The organism is Microbispora catharanthi (genome assembly GCF_006334915.2).
GTDB lineage: Bacteria > Actinomycetota > Actinomycetes > Streptosporangiales > Streptosporangiaceae > Microbispora > Microbispora catharanthi.
The window spans coordinates 163,214-178,496 of sequence record NZ_VDMA02000004.1 but is presented as its reverse complement, the minus strand read 5'-3'; the positions used below and the strand labels follow the sequence as shown (position 1 = coordinate 178,496).

Sequence of the window (15,283 nt, the reverse complement as noted above, 5' to 3'; positions counted from 1 at the left end):
CCTGAGAACGCTAGGAACGCCGATGTCCGGGGGGTATCGGACACATGACTAGGATGCCGGGGTGCTGTGGGGGCGTGCGACCGATCAAGCGGTGATCGACGGCTTGCTCGACCGGGCGCGTGCCGGACGTTCCGGCGTGCTCGTGGTCGGGGGCGATCCGGGCATCGGCAAGACGTCTCTGCTGGCGTACGCAGGGGAGCGCGCCCAGGACATGGGCGTGCTGCGCGGCGTCGGCGTCGAGACCGAGGCGGAGATCCCGTTCGCCTCGCTCCACCTGCTGCTCGGGCACGGGCTCGACCGGCTGGACACGCTGCCCGAGCCTCAGGCGGCCGCCCTGCGCGGCGCCTTCGGCCTGGGCCCGGTGACCAACCGGCTCCTGGTGGGCCTCGCCGTGCTGTCGCTGCTGGCCGAGCTGGCCGAGGGCGGGCCGCTGCTGTGCCTGATCGACGACGCGCAGTGGCTCGACCAGGAGTCGGCGCGGGCGCTGCGGTTCGCGGCCCACCGGCTGCACGCCGAGGGCATCGTCATGATCTTCGCCGCGCGCGACGGCTTCGACCCCTCGGGCCTGCCGGAGCACCGGCTGTCCGGCATCGACGAGGGCAGCGCCGCCACGCTGCTCGCCCACGCGGCCCCCGGGCTCGCCCCCGGCACGCGCGACCGCGTCATCGAGGAGAGCTGCGGCAACCCGCTCGCCCTGCTCGAACTCCCGCGTACGGACCTGCCCGCCTACGACCGGAGCCCGCTGCCGCTGCCCGCCCGCATCCAGCGGGCGTACGAGGCCCGCATCGCCGAACTGCCCCCGGACGCCCAGAAGGCGCTGCTGGTCACCGCGCTGACCGACGGCGGCGACCCGGACGTGATCGTACGGGCGGGCCGGGAGCTGGGGATCTCGCCCGCGGCGCTGGGCGTGGCCGAGAAGTCCGGCCTGGTCAGGATCGACGGCGGCCGGGTGGCCTTCACCCACCCCCTCATGCGCGCGGCGGCCTTCCGGCACGGCACCTACGATCTGCGGCTGGAGATCCACGCGATCCTGGCGCGGCTGCTCGAGCATCAGCCGGACCGGCGGGCCTGGCACCTGGCGGCCGCCGCCAGCGGCCCCGACGAGACGGCGGCGCGGGCGCTGGAGCAGGCCGCACGGCGCGCCCGGGAGCGCGACGGCAACGCCGGGGCCTGCGCCGCGCTCGAACGGGCCGCCGAGCTCACCGAGGACCACGCGCTCAAGGCGGGACGGCTGACCGAGGCCGCCGTCGCCGCCGCCGACGCGGGCCAGGCCGGCCGGGCCAAGGAGCTGGTCGAGCGCGCCGCCGCGCTGGTCACCGACCCCCGTTCCCGCGCCCGGCTGTGCGACCTGCGCGCCAGGATCGCGTTCGACGAGGGCGCCCCTCACCTGGCCCACGACCTGCTCATGACGGGCGCGGAAGAGCTGACGGCGCTCGCGACGGCGGACGCGGAGGGCCCCGGCGGGCCGGACTCCGACGAGCAGGCGCGGCAGGACCGGATCGCGGCCGGGCTCATGCTGACCGACGCCGCACGCAACGCCTGGCAGCTCAGCGACCCGGCCAGGGTCGCCGAGGCGGCCGAACGCCTGCACAAGCTCGGCCTCCGTCCGGAGGACGGCCTCGACCCGGCCGTCCAGGCGGTGACCGGCGCGGCCGTGCTGCTGCGGCAGGGACCGGCGCAGGGACTCCCCATCATGCGCGACATGGTCGCCAGGGGCGGCCGGATCGCCTCCGGCGCGCACACGTTCCGGATCAACGCGGCCTTCGTCGCCCCGCTCGTCGGCGACTTCAGGACCGGGCACGACATCTCGGCCGCCATGGCCGCGGAGTGCCGGGCCGCCGGCGACATCGGCAAACTCCCCCTGGTCCACGTCACGCTCGCCGCCGCCGAGCTGTATCTGGGCAGGTTCAGGGACGCCGAGGCCACCGCGGTCGAGGGCCTGCGGCTCACCTCGGACACGGGGCAGCGCAACCGGGCGGGCTACCTGGAGGGCACGCTGGCGTGGCTGGCGGCCGTACGGGGAGAGGCGGACCGATGCGCCGAGCTGGCCGCCCGCTCGCGCGACCGCTTCGACGCCAACCACATCGTCAACGGCCTGGCGTGGGCCGAGTGGGCACTGGCCCTGCTCGACCTCGGCCAGGGCCGGTTCGCCGAGGCTCTCGACCGGCTCGGCACCGCCATGACCGGCCCGGTGCGCCACCAGATCCAGGCCGTCTACTTCGCCCCCGACCAGATCGAGGCGGCCGTACGGCTCGGGCTGCCCGCGCGCGAGCCGCTGCGCCGGTTCGAGGAGTGGGCGACGGCCTCGGGGCAGGACTGGGCGCTGGCCGTCCTGCACCGCTGCCGCGCCCTGCTCGAAACCGACTGGGAGCGGGCGCACGAGGAATTCGGCGCCGCCGTACGGCTCCACGCCGGCAGCGGCCGTCCCTGGGAGGCGGCCCGCACCAGGCTCGCCTTCGGGGAGCGCCTGCGCAGGGAGCGCGACAAGGGCAGTGCCCGGCCGCACCTGCGGGCCGCGTGGGAGACCTTCGAGCGGCTGGGCGCCCGCCCGTGGGCCGAGCGCGCCCGCACCGAGCTGCGCGCCACCGGAGACACCAGCTCCCCCGCCGCGCGTACGGAAGCGCTGTCGGCGCTGTCCCCGCAGGAACTGCAGATCGTGCGGCTGGCCGCCAAGGGCCTGACCAACCGGGAGATCGGCGCGCAGTTGTTCCTCAGCCCGAAGACCGTCAGCTATCACCTCTATCGCGCGTTTCCGAAGCTCAACGTGGCCAGCCGCGCCCAGCTCGCCGGCCTGGACCTGTCCTGACCGGTGCGCCGCCCGAACTCGTGGCCCGACATCGCCTGTTTGTCAGGCATTGTCGCGTCTGGCGGGACATACTGAACCCGACCCCGTAGGAGCACTGGGGAGGGCCGGCATGAAGGCCGAGGAACGCTGGCAGGCCAGGTTCCGGGCACCGCGGGTGACCCTGCCCACGTGGGCGCGCCAGGCGCCGCAGCGTGCCGTCTACCGCGGCAACGCCTCCGGCTCCTGGGAGATCTACGCCTGGGACCGGTCGAGCGGCCAGACCCGTCAGGTCACCGACCGCCCCCGCGGCACCCGGTATGGCGCGATCGACCCCACCGGCCAGTGGATCTGGTGGTTCGGCGACATATACGGCGACACGGACGACGACGAGCGGGACGACGGGCACGGCGTGTGGTCGCGCCAGCCGTTCCACGGCGGCCCGGACGTGCCCCTGGCCATGCCGCCCGGCCATCCCTGCGGGCTCGCGCTCTCCTCGGACGGCGCCGCGGCCGTGGGCCGCTCCTCCCGGGACGGCTTCGAGATCCTGCTGGCCAGGCCCGGGAACGAGCCGGTCACGCTGTATCGCCACCACGAGTACGCCGCGGTCGCGGACATGTCGCTCGACGGCTCGCTCATCGCCGTCAACCACAGCGAGCACGGCGACGTCCTGCACCCGGCCGTACGGGTCGTCAGGGCGAACGGCTCGACGGTCGCCGAGCTGAACGACGGACCGGGCAGGGGCGTGACCGGCGGCAGGTTCGCCCCCGTCCCCGGCGACCGGCGCCTGCTCGTCCTGCACGAGCGCAGGGGCCGCCGCGAACCGCTCGTGTGGGATCCGGTGACCGGCGAGCAGCGGGAGATCTGGCTGCGGGTGCGCGGCGAGATCTCCGCGGACTGGTACGACGACGGTCGTGCGTTGCTCATCATCCACAACCAGCGGGGACGCACGGAACTGCTGCGCTACGACCTCGCCGGAGGCGGCCTCACCCCGATCGAGAGCCCGCACGGGGTGATCGAGGCGGCCGCGCCGCGCCCGGACGGCACCGTCGAGTACGCCTGGTCGAGCGCCGCCCACCCGCCGGTCGTCAAGTCGAGCAACGGCCACGTGGTCTTCAGCCCCGGGCGCACGCCGCCGCCGTCCGTGCCGCTCGAGGACATCGACGTGGAGGGCCCCGGCGGGCGCATCCACGCCCTCGTCTCCCGGCCGGAGCGGGTGGCCGCGCCGTACCCGACCGTGTTCCTCCTGCGCAGCGTGCTGCCGGGGTTCGGCGGCGGCCCGGGCGGCCAGGACGACGACTCGTTCCGGCCGCAGGTCGCCGCGTGGGTCGACAGCGGTTTCGCGGTGATCAGGGTGAACCACCGCGGCTCGGCCGGCTACGGCTCGGCCTGGCGCGACGCCCTGCGCGGCGAGGTCGGCCACATCGAGCTGGCCGACGTGACGGCGGTGCGCGAGTGGGCGGTGGAGCGCGGCATCGCCGACCCCGACCGCCTCGTGCTCGCCGGCACGGCGTGGGGCGGTTACCTGACCCTGCTGGCGCTCGGCACCCAGCCGAAGTCGTGGGCGGCGGGGATCGCCGCCGTGCCCATCGCCGACCACGCGGCGGCGTACGAGGACGAGGCCGAATGCCTGCGCGCGGCGCACCGGGCGCTGCTGGGCGGCTCCCCTGCCGAGGTGCCCGAGCGGTACGCCGCGTCCTCCCCGATCACCTACGCCGACATGGTGGAGGCCCCGCTGCTGATCCTCACGGGGGCGAACGACCCGCGCTGCCCGGCACGGCAGGTGGAGCACTACGTGCGGGCTCTGGCGGACCACGGCAGGGAGGCGTCCGTCTACCGGTACGACACCGGACCGGGCACGCCGAGGGTGGAGGAGCGGGTGCACCAGATGGCCGCGTCCATCGACTTCGCCGTCCGCGCTCTGGCCGCCCGCCGGTAGCGCGTGAGTCGGCTTCGCCGACCACGCCCGTTACCCGAGAACGCCCCGGATCTGTACCACATCAGTTGCGCTTGTCGCCGTGATGACCGACGAGGCGGGTGAGCAGGTCGATCAGGTTCTGCCGGTCGGCGGCGGGCAACGGGGCGAGGAACTCGTCTTGGGCGGCGGCGATCAGCCGGTCGAGGTCGGCGAGCTGCCTTCGTCCTGCCGCGGTGATGGTGACGATGTTGCGTCGACGGTCTTCCGGGTCGGGCGCGCGCTCGAGAAGTTGCCGTTCGGCGAGGTCGTTGACGGTCGCCACCATGTCGCTGCGGTCGATGCCGGTGCGGCGACCGAGGGCGGCCTGACTGGCCGGCCCGTACTCCTCCAACGCGGCGAGCAGGGCGTAATGGTAGCGCCGGACGCCGGCTTGAGCGAGCGCTTGGTCGACGATCCTGTTGGCGGTCTGCGCCGCCTGGTTGGTCAACCTGCTCGGCAGCGTGCGCAGCCGCTGCGGCGGCGGTCCCTCTGGGGAGTCCACAGGGGCAATCTAACAAGTTGTTGGCACCGCCCACGATCAGGTGTACCGTTGGGCAAGCCAACGTTGGTTGTGCCAACATTTTCTTAGCCGAAAGGCGGATGATCGACATGCTGCATACGGACTCAACGGCCGACCGGCGCGACCTGGTGAACCTGCGTGAGCTGATCCGGGGAAGCACGCTCTACCCCGGTGACGAGGGCTTCGAGGAGGCCTGCTCCGGCTGGTTGCTGACGGTCGTGCACCGGCCCGCGGCGGTCGTGGTCGCCGCCGACGTCGGCGACGTGGCCGCCGCCGTCCGGTTCGCGGCGGAGGCAGGACTCCCGGTTGCGGTGCAGTCGACCGGGCACGGCCCGTCGGTGCCCGCGGATGGAGCCGTGTTCATCGCCACCGGTGAGCTGCGCGAGCTGTCGGTGGACCCGCGCGCCGGCACCGCACGCCTCGGAGCCGGGCTGCGGTGGGGTGAGGTGCTCAGCGCGGCGGCCGAGCACGGCCTCGCGCCGCTGTGCGGCTCCTCCGGACAGGTCGGGGTGATGGGCTACCTGACCGGCGGAGGGCTTCCGGTGACCGGCCGCACGTACGGCTTCGCCGCCGACTATGTCCGCTCGCTCGACATCGTCACCGCCGACGGCCTGCTCCGCACCGTCTCGGCCACGCAGGAGCCCGACCTGTTCTGGGCGGCGCGGGGTGGCAAGAGCAACTTCGGTGTCGTGGTCGCGGCCGAGATCGAGCTGCTGCCGCTGCGCGCCGTCTACGGTGGTCAGCTTTCCTACCCGGTCGCGGACCGTGGGCACGCCGCCCACGTGCTCGGCTCCTACCTGGCCTGGGCCAAGGAGCAGCCGGAGGAGATGTCGTCCTCGGTGACGCTGATGCGCCTGCCTGATGCGCCGCAGCTGCCCGAGGAGTTCCGTGGCCGCTCGTTCGTGCAGGTCCGAGTGGTCTACACGGGGGACGAGGAGCAGGGCGCGCGGCTGGTGGAGCCGTTGCGTGCGCTCGGCCCGGAGAAGGACACCTGCGGCGCCATGCCGTACACGCAGATCACCGAGATCTACCAGGACCCCAAGAACCCGGTCATGGTGCACCTGCGCAGCGCGTTGTTGCGCGAACTGGACGACGAGGCCGTGGAGGAGCTGGTCTCGTTGATCGACCCGTCGAGGCTGGGAGGGCCGTTCCCCGGCATCGAGCTGCGTCACCTGGGCGGAGCGCTGAACCGGGCGCCCGGCCGCCCACACGCGGTCGGCACCCAGGGCGCCGCCTTCCACCTGTGGTTGCGGTTGCCGGCTCCGGCCGAGCAGGCCGGCGCGGCGCGCACGGCCGCCGATCAGGTGCTGGAGCGGCTCCGGCGGTGGGACACCGGCGCCATGCTCCCGGGGTTCCTGTTCGATCACGACTCGGCTCCCGAGCGGGTCATGCGGGCCTACACCGAGGCGAACTACCAGCGGCTGGCGGCGCTGAAGGCGACATACGACCCGAACCAGCTCTTCCGTATCAACCACAACATCCCGCCGCTCGCTGACGGTGAGCGCACCCGATCCTGAACGGGGCAGGACATGAGAAAAGGATCGACCGCCCGGGCTCAGCCGGTGTCTAGGGCGCGCGCAGGACGAGGATGGCCAGGTCGTCGGCGCTCGGCTCGGGCGCGAAGTCCTGCACGGCGCGGCGGATGCGCTCGGCCACCGCGCGGGCGGACAGGTCGATGCACTCCGCCAGCAGCTTGGCCAGCCCGCCGTCGTCGTCGAGCAGCCGGCCGCCCGACCGCCGCTCGGTCACCCCGTCGGTCACGCCCAGCAGCACGTCGCCGGGAGTGAGCCGCAGGCTGTCCTCCTGGAACTTCGCCTCGGGGAACACCCCGAGCAGCGACTGCGGCGAGGCGACGACCTCGACGACGCCGTTCGGCCGCAGGCGCAGGGCCTCCGGATGCCCGGCCGAGACGAGGCGGATGTCGAGCCCCTCCGGGACGACCGTGATCTGGCCGTGCAGCAGCGTCAGGAAGCGGGCGCGCTCCCCCTCCTCCAGGATGGCCTGGTTGAGCCGGCCAACGACGGCGGCCACGCCGTACCCCTCGCGGGCGAGCAGGCGGAGCGTGTGACGGGCCAGCCCGGTGACCGCCGCGGCCTCGGGCCCGGTGCCGCAGACGTCGCCGATCGCGAAGCGCCAGACCCCGTCCGCGATCGGGAACAGGTCGTAGAAGTCGCCGCCGACCTCGTTGTTCTCCCCGGCCGGCTCGTAGATGACATGGAAGTCGAGCCCGGGGGTCGTGGGCTCGTCCGGCGGCAGGAGGCTGCGCTGCAGCGCCCTGTTGGCCGCCGCCTGCTGCGCGTACAGGCGGGCGTTGTCGAGCGCGAGCGCCGCGCGCCGGCTGAGGTCCTCGGCGATCTGCATCGCCTCGTCGGGGAAGCGGTCGCGCCGGCCCAGGCACATCACGCCGAGCCGCCGCCCGCGGGCGGTCAGCGGGTAGGCCAGCGCCTGCCACTCGCTCATCGGCAGCACGGCGGGGTCGTCGTCCGCCGGCAGCGCGATCTCCTCCAGCTCGTCGCGCATGGTGTCGATCTGGGTCTCGTCCGCGTGCCAGAGGTAGGCGGGCCGCAGCTCCCCCAGCCCGTCCTGGTCGGTATAGACGGCACACCAGCTCGCCAGGCGCGGCACCACGATCTGCGCGATGATCGCCGGGACCATCTCCGGGTTGAGCGTGCCCGCGAGCAGGTCGCTCGCGTCCGCGAGGAAGCCCAGCCAGCCCGGGCCGTGCGCGGCCTCGAGCAGCCACTCGTCGCTCTGCACCGGCTCCCCGCCCGGAAGTTCCAGGCGGGCCCAGCGGGTGCGCAGCGCCGAGGTGAACGTGACGCCCCACGTGACGGCGTCGGCCGGCGGCCCGAAGTCCTGGCCGTCCGTCTTCTCCCGCACCTCCACCTGGATGGACTCGCCGTGGTGGAGCCACACGACCTCGAAGGGCGCGCCGGCCGCCTCCGCGACCAGTTCGCCCACCAGGCGCTCGGCCTCGGGGTACACGGACATGGCGGCCCACGCCGTCATCACCTCGCGCGTGAACCGCTTCACTTCGGGTACGGCCGTCTCACCCGGCGTGAAGGACGCCGCCAGGACGGCTCGAGGGGTAGTTGTCACCACCATTGTGCTTACCACACTTCCGCCTGACCTCGGGTCAAGCAAGGGGGCCCCGCACCCCACGGAACGTGACAGACTGGCATGGAGTCCGCGGCTGGACAGGCCGTATGAGGCCCTACGCCTTGGTCGCGTCAGCCCCGTCGGGGTAAAGGAGGCTAAATGTCGCCCGCCAACGCCGAGCTGGCCGGGACCGAACGGGTCTACCGCGAATCCGATCTCGTTCCCTTCCTGGAGACGCTCATCACATGGCGTGACGGCGACTTCCGCCGCCGCGTCTCCCACGCCCCGCCGGGAGTCCTCAGTGAGATCCGGCTGCTGCTCAACGAGGTCGCGGACCGGCGCGAACACCTGGCCAACGAGCTGGCCCGGGTGCGCCGCGAGATCGTCAAGGAGGGCCGTTTCACCGAACGGCTGAGCCCCGGGCCGGGCGTCGGCGCGTGGGCGGAGAGCGTGGGCTCGGTCAACGACCTCATCGACGCCATCGTGACGCCGGTCAGCGGCGCCGCCGACGTCATCGACGCGGTGGCCAAGGGCGACCTGTCCCGCCGGATCGACGTGGACCGCGCGGCCCGGGGCGAGGTACGCCGCCTGGGCAAGGCCATCAACGGCATGGTCGACCAGCTCTCGCTGTTCACCTCGGAGGTGACGCGGGTCACCCGCGACCTCGGCACCGAGGGCAAGCTGGGCGGCCGGGCCAACCTGCGCGGCATGTCGGGAAGCTGGCGCGACCTCACCGAGGCCGTCAACACGATGTCCGACCGCGTCTCCGCGCAGGTCCGCGACATCGCCGAGGTGACGACCGGGGTCGCCCGCGGCGACCTGAGCCGCAAGGTCACCGTCGACGCCGTCGGCGAGATGCTGGAGCTCAAGCACACCGTCAACACGATGGTCGACCAGCTCTCGGCGTTCGCCGAGGAGGTCACCCGGGTGGCCCGCGAGGTCGGCACCGAGGGCAAGCTGGGCGGGCAGGCGCAGGTGCGCGGCGTGTCGGGCGTCTGGAAGGACCTCACCGACAACGTCAACTTCATGGCCAACAACCTGACCTCTCAGGTGCGGCAGATCGCCGTCGTCTCCACCGCCGTCGCGAAGGGCGACCTGTCCAGGAAGATCACGGTGGACGCCCAGGGCGAGATCCTGGAGCTCAAGGAGACCCTCAACACGATGGTCGACCAGCTCTCGGCGTTCGCCGACGAGGTGACCCGTGTCGCCCGCGAGGTCGGCACCGAGGGCAAGCTGGGCGGCCGCGCCGAGGTGAAGGGCGTGTCGGGCGTCTGGAAGGACCTCACCGACAACGTCAACTCGATGGCCAACAACCTGACCTACCAGGTGCGCAACATCGCCCAGGTCACCACCGCCGTCGCCAACGGCGACTTCACCCGCAAGATCGACGTCGACGCCCAGGGCGAGATGCTCGAGCTCAAGAGCACCATGAACACCATGGTCGACCAGTTGTCGTCCTTCGCCTCCGAAGTCACCCGCGTCGCCCGCGAGGTCGGCACCGAGGGACGGCTGGGCGGCCAGGCGCAGGTGCGCGGCGTGTCGGGCATCTGGAAGGACCTCACCGACAACGTCAACTTCATGGCCAACAACCTGACGTCGCAGATCCGTCAGATCGCCGTCGTCTCCACCGCCGTGGCGCAGGGCAACCTGTCCAAGAAGATCACCGTGGACGCCCAGGGCGAGATCCTGGAGCTCAAGGACACGATGAACACGATGGTGGACCAGCTGTCCGCCTTCGCCGACGAGGTGACCCGTGTCGCCCGCGAGGTCGGCACCGAGGGGCGGCTGGGCGGCCAGGCGCGCGTACCCGGCGTGTCGGGCGTCTGGAAGGACCTCACCGACAACGTCAACTCGATGGCCAACAACTTCACCTACCAGGTGCGCAACATCGCCCAGGTCACCACCGCCGTCGCCAACGGCGACCTGACCCGCAAGATCGACGTCGACGCCCAGGGCGAGATACTCGAGCTCAAGAGCACCATGAACACCATGGTCGACCAGCTGTCGTCCTTCGCCTCCGAAGTCACCCGCGTCGCCCGCGAGGTCGGCTCGGAGGGCCAGCTCGGCGGCCAGGCCCGCGTCGAGGGCGTCGAGGGCACCTGGAAGCGGCTCACCGAGAGCGTGAACGAACTGGCCGGCAACCTGACCACCCAGGTGCGCGCGATCGCCGAGGTGACCAGCGCCGTCGCCAGGGGCGACCTCACCCGGTCGATCACCGTGGAGGCGCCGGGCGAGCTGGCCCAGCTCAAGGACAACATCAACACGATGGTCGCCACCCTGCGCGAGACGACCAAGACCAACCAGGAGCAGGACTGGCTGAAGTCCAACCTGGCCCGGATCTCGCGCCTGATGCAGGGCCACCGCGACCTGATGGAGGTCGCCCGGCTGATCATGAGCGAGCTCACCCCGCTCGTCTCGGCCAGCCACGGCGCCTGCTACCTGTACGACGACGGCCGGCTCAACCTCATCGCCGGCTACGGCATCCAGCCGGGCTCGACCCCCAAGCCGAGCTTCGAGCTGGGCGAGGGGATCATCGGTCAGTCCGCCCTGGAGGCCAAGCAGGTCATCCTGGAGGGCGTGCCGGTCGACTCGATCACGGTCGAGACCGGGCTCAGCAGGTCGAACCCCGCGCAGATCGTCGTACTGCCGATCCTCTTCGAGAACAAGGTGCTCGGCGTCCTGGAGATGGCCTCGTTCAGGCAGTTCAGCGAGGTGCACCTGGCGTTCCTCACCCAGCTCGTCGAGACCATCGGCGTCACGATCAACACCATCATGGCCAACTCCCGGACCGAGGACCTGCTCACCGAGTCGCAGCGGCTCGCGATCGAGCTGCAGGAGCGCTCCGACGAGCTCCAGCGCCAGCAGGAGGAACTGCGGCGGTCCAACGCCGAGCTGGAGGACAAGGCGGCGCTGCTGGCCAAGCAGAACCGCGCCATCGAGATCCAGAACTTCCAGATCGAGCAGGCCCGGCGGACACTGGAGGAGCGGGCCGAGCAGCTCGCGGTGTCCTCGCGCTACAAGTCCGAGTTCCTGGCGAACATGTCCCACGAGCTGCGCACCCCGCTGAACAGCCTGCTCGTGCTCGCCAAGCTGCTGACGGAGAACAACGAGGGCAACCTGACCTCGCAGCAGGTCGAGTTCGCCCGGACGATCCACGACGCCGGCTCCGCGCTGCTGCAGCTGATCAACGACATCCTCGACCTGTCCAAGGTCGAGGCGGGCCGTATGGACATCCATCCGCAGGCGATGTCGCTGTCCGCGCTGGTCGACTACATGGAGTCCACCTTCGCACCGCTCGCGCAGGACAAGGGCCTGTCGTTCACCGTCCAGGTCGATCCCTCCGTGCCCAACGACCTGCGCAGCGACGAGCAGCGGCTGCAGCAGGTGCTGCGCAATCTGCTGTCCAACGCGGTGAAGTTCACCCACGAGGGCGAGGTCAGGCTGGAAGTCACCCACGCGCCCGCCGACGTGCCGTACGTGGACGAGAAGCTGCAGGGCTCGCCGGAGGACATGCTGGCCTTCAGGGTCGTGGATACCGGCATCGGCATCGCGCCGGACAAGCTCGAAGTGATCTTCGAGCAGTTCCGCCAGGCCGACGGCACGACCAGCCGCAAGTACGGCGGCACCGGCCTCGGCCTGTCGATCTGCCGGGAGATCGCCCGCCTCCTCGGCGGCGAGATCCACGTCCAGAGCGCCCCCGGAGAGGGCAGCACCTTCACGCTGTACCTGCCTCCGAACTACTCGGGGCCGCTCGCCGCACCCGACGGCGGCGCGATCGCCACGCCCATGGAGCCGGAGGGCCGCGCCGACGAGGTGCCCGACCTGCACATCAAGGACATCCTCCCGGAGATCCCCCTCCCGACCGACCTGCCGGTCCCCCATTACGTGCCGCTGGTGGACGGCCACGACTGGCAGGGGGACGACCCGCTGTCCGGGGCCAAGATCCTCATCGTGGACGACGACATTCGCAACGTCTTCGCGCTGACCAGCGTGCTGGAGCGGCACGGCTCGACCGTCGTGTACGCCGAGAACGGCCGCGAGGGCATCGAGCAGCTCGAACGCAACGAGGACGTCGCGCTCGTGCTGATGGACATCATGATGCCCGAGATGGACGGCTGGGCCACGACGTCGGCGATCCGCACGATGCCGCAGTTCGCCGACCTGCCGATCATCGCGCTGACGGCGAAGGTCATGCGGGGAGACCGCGAGAAGAGCATCTCGTCGGGCGCCTCCGATTACGTGCCCAAGCCCGTCGACGTCGACCGGCTGCTCGAACGGCTGCGCGGATGGCTCATGCGCGGCCGCAGCGGGGGCACAGAACGAACGAGGGGCGTGCCGTCCCCAGAGTCCCGAGACTCCCAGGAGGCATGATCGATGCCTGACCGCGCCAGGGTCCTGCTGGTCGACGACCGCGAGGAGAACCTGATCGCCCTGGAGGCGATCCTCAGCTCGCTGGACGTCGTGCCCATACGGGCCCGGTCCGGAGAGGAGGCGCTGAAGGCCCTCCTGTCGACCGACTTCGCCCTGATCCTGCTCGACGTGCGCATGCCGGGCATGGACGGCTTCGAGACCGCCGCGCACATCAAACGGAGAGAGCGCACCAGAAACATCCCGATCATCTTCCTGACCGTGGTCGACAGCGCCCCCGACTACGCCTTCCGCGGGTACGCCGCCGGGGCCGTGGACTACCTCACCAAACCGTTCGACCCCTGGGTGCTGCGCGCCAAGGTCGCCGTGTTCGTGGAGCTCTACACGATGAACCGGCGGCTCACCGAGCAGGCGGCGCTGCTGCGCGAACGCCTCTCGAACGAACTGCCGGGCGGCGGCGACCACACCTCCGTACTGGCCGAACTGTCCGGCCGCGTCACCGCTGTCGAGGACGAGCTACGGCGGGTGCGGGAGCTGGCGGACAAGTCCGGTGACGCGCCCCTGAACGGCGCCGTCGCCGAGCTGAGCGAACGGGTCGCCCACCTCCGGGCCGGCTTCGACGCTCTCGGCTGACACCGCGTACACGCCCCGTTCAGCGTGGCTGGGGATGGGGCGCCTCCGCCTGGGTCAGGATGAGCGTGGCGCGGCGGCACACGCGCTGCGTTCCTCCCCGGCTCACCCGGGTGGGACCACGGAAGGGCCCGGTCAGCGGCGGGCGCGTTCCAGGGCGTCCCAGAAGCCGCGGCGCAGGGCGTGCCGGACCTCGTCGTGCAGCAGGAAGTCGATCGGCAGCGAGGACCCCTGCAGCAGGCGGGCCTCGAGATCGGACGGCATCCGGGGCTTGCGGGCGAGCACGGCCTCCAGCCACAGCGCGGGGGCGTCCCTGGCGACCGACTCGCCGAAGTCGTGGCCCTCCTTGTGCGCCGCCTTCACCGCCTCGGCGAGCGTCGTGGTGCCTCCCGTATGGACCGGCACCGGAGCGGGCTGCGGACCCGTGTACGGCCCCAGCTGGGAGGGCGAGTAGCCGGCGGGGCCGGAGCCGTACTGGCTCTGCACCGGGCTGCTCGGCGGCGTCTGGACTCCCGAGGGCGGCGAGGGCGGGGTGGACGCCGGCGGAGCCGGCAGCGGGGTGCTCGCGGGCGGCTGAGCCTGGCGCTGCTGCTGAGACGGCTGCACGGGCGGCTGCGGGGACTCCGGCGGGTAGCCGTTGTAGACCGGCGGAGACGGCTGCGCCGGAAGGGCCGGACGCGCGTGGGCGGCGGAGGACCGCCCGCCGCTGTGCGCCCCCGTTCCGTGCGCGCCAGTGCCGTAGGCGCCGCTTCCCTGGGCACCGCTTCCCTCGGTGCCGTTCACGTGGGTGCCGCTTCCCTGGGTGCCGGTTCCCTGGATGCCCGTGCCGTGCGATCCGCCGCTGTGGGTGCCCGTGCCGGGTGTTCCCGTGGCGTGCGGTTGGGTGACGTTCGACGCCGCGCCGGAAGCACCCGGATCGTGCGACGCGCTCTGCGAGGGGGCGCCGTGCGATCCCGTCAGCGGGGTCGCCCCGCCGTGAAGGCCGGCGGCGTGGCTCCCCTGCGACTGGCCGCTGTTCTGCTGCGACCCGTTCGGTTGTGTCCCGTTCGGCTGTGTCCCGTTCTGATGGGAGCCGGTGAGGTGGGTTCCGTTGGACAGCGAACCATTCCCATGGGGGACGAGGCCGTTGCCGTGGGACTGGCCGTTGCCGAGGCCGGGACCGGGGTCCGCTCCGGTGAGCATCGTGACGTACGGCCGGAGATGGCCGCTCGCGATCTCGACGAGGTCGTCGCACTCCTGCCGCAGGGTGCGCGCCGCCGACCAGGCGCCGTCGGCGGCGATCTGCATGACGGTCACACGGATGCCGAGGTCCTGCGCGTCGCTCACCACCTGAGTGAGGTCCTCGTCGCCGCTGACCACGACCGCGTCGCAGACCGCGTTGTTGCGCGCCAGGGTCATGAGGTCGCGGTGGACCTGGGCGTCCACGCCCTCCCGCCGGCCCGGCCTGATCCGGCCGAGGCGGAGCTTGAGTCCGGGGATGTCCGCCAGCACGTCGTGCTCCGGCGTACGGCGGCCCTCGACGGTCGCCTCGTACCAGTAGCAGCGCAGGAGCGGCAGGCCCGTGCGCTCTCTTGACAGGTTGGTCAGGAGCTGCAGCAGGCCCGGATAGTCCCAGGAGACGGCCTCGCGATGGCGGGTCCCATGGACGGCCATCGCGCCGTCTGCCAGCAAGTAGCCGGCGTCAACGAACAGCGCGCAGCGATCCACGCGACACCGCCCTTCCTACGTGGCTCTCTCAGGGTAGACAAGCGTGTCTTCCCGCGAGGGTGATTCCCGGCGATTCAGCCCTCGCCCGCCTGGTGGGGGGATCGGGACGCCCACGACCGTGGGATCGGAAGCGTTCACGCCGACCGTACCAGTTTGTCCAGGTATCGCCTCCCACCAATTTGTTATGGAAAACGGGCGAGGAGGCGACCGGCGATGAAGC

Annotated in this window: 8 protein-coding genes; 5 read left to right on the top strand and 3 right to left on the bottom strand. The window is 71.9% G+C overall.

All coding sequences use genetic code 11. The features are described from left to right. Nucleotides 1-61 precede the first annotated feature (61 nt). Both FH610_RS09125 and FH610_RS09120 read left to right on the top strand, forming a co-directional pair. A complete protein-coding gene (locus tag FH610_RS09125) occupies nucleotides 62-2,806 on the top strand; it encodes an ATP-binding protein (RefSeq protein ID WP_139573852.1) in 2,745 nt (914 codons plus the stop codon). A 109-nt stretch (nucleotides 2,807-2,915) separates the two neighbouring features. Continuing rightward, a complete protein-coding gene (locus FH610_RS09120; RefSeq protein ID WP_139573851.1) occupies nucleotides 2,916-4,721 on the top strand; it encodes a S9 family peptidase in 1,806 nt (601 codons plus the stop codon). Nucleotides 4,722-4,782: 61 nt separating this feature from the next. On the opposite strand, the gene FH610_RS09115 is transcribed toward FH610_RS09120, so the two are convergent. Beyond that, on the bottom strand, nucleotides 4,783-5,241 hold the full coding sequence (locus FH610_RS09115) for a MarR family winged helix-turn-helix transcriptional regulator (RefSeq protein ID WP_139573850.1): 459 nt from the start codon (nucleotides 5,239-5,241) through the stop codon (nucleotides 4,783-4,785). A gap of 107 nt (nucleotides 5,242-5,348) precedes the next feature. Between FH610_RS09115 and FH610_RS09110 the strand changes: the two genes are divergently transcribed. After that, on the top strand, nucleotides 5,349-6,776 hold the full coding sequence (locus FH610_RS09110) for an FAD-binding protein (RefSeq protein ID WP_167538698.1): 1,428 nt from the start codon (nucleotides 5,349-5,351) through the stop codon (nucleotides 6,774-6,776). Nucleotides 6,777-6,825: 49 nt separating this feature from the next. On the opposite strand, the gene FH610_RS09105 is transcribed toward FH610_RS09110, so the two are convergent. Next, entirely contained in the window at nucleotides 6,826-8,364 is a 1,539-nt protein-coding gene (locus FH610_RS09105; protein ID WP_139573848.1) for a PP2C family protein-serine/threonine phosphatase, read from the bottom strand. 153 nt (nucleotides 8,365-8,517) lie between these two features. On the opposite strand from FH610_RS09105, the gene FH610_RS09100 reads away from it, so the two are divergent. Then, nucleotides 8,518-12,729: a HAMP domain-containing protein gene (locus FH610_RS09100; protein ID WP_139573847.1), complete on the top strand. Its 4,212-nt coding sequence runs from the start codon at nucleotides 8,518-8,520 to the stop codon at nucleotides 12,727-12,729. A gap of 3 nt (nucleotides 12,730-12,732) precedes the next feature. Beyond that, the gene (locus tag FH610_RS09095; RefSeq protein WP_139573846.1) at nucleotides 12,733-13,359 is read left to right on the top strand and encodes a response regulator; all 627 of its coding nucleotides are present in this window, start codon (nucleotides 12,733-12,735) and stop codon (nucleotides 13,357-13,359) included. 132 nt (nucleotides 13,360-13,491) lie between these two features. Here FH610_RS09095 and FH610_RS09090 read toward each other — a convergent pair whose 3' ends face one another. Continuing rightward, entirely contained in the window at nucleotides 13,492-15,063 is a 1,572-nt protein-coding gene (locus tag FH610_RS09090) for an NYN domain-containing protein (protein WP_139573845.1), read from the bottom strand. Nucleotides 15,064-15,283 lie beyond the last annotated feature (220 nt).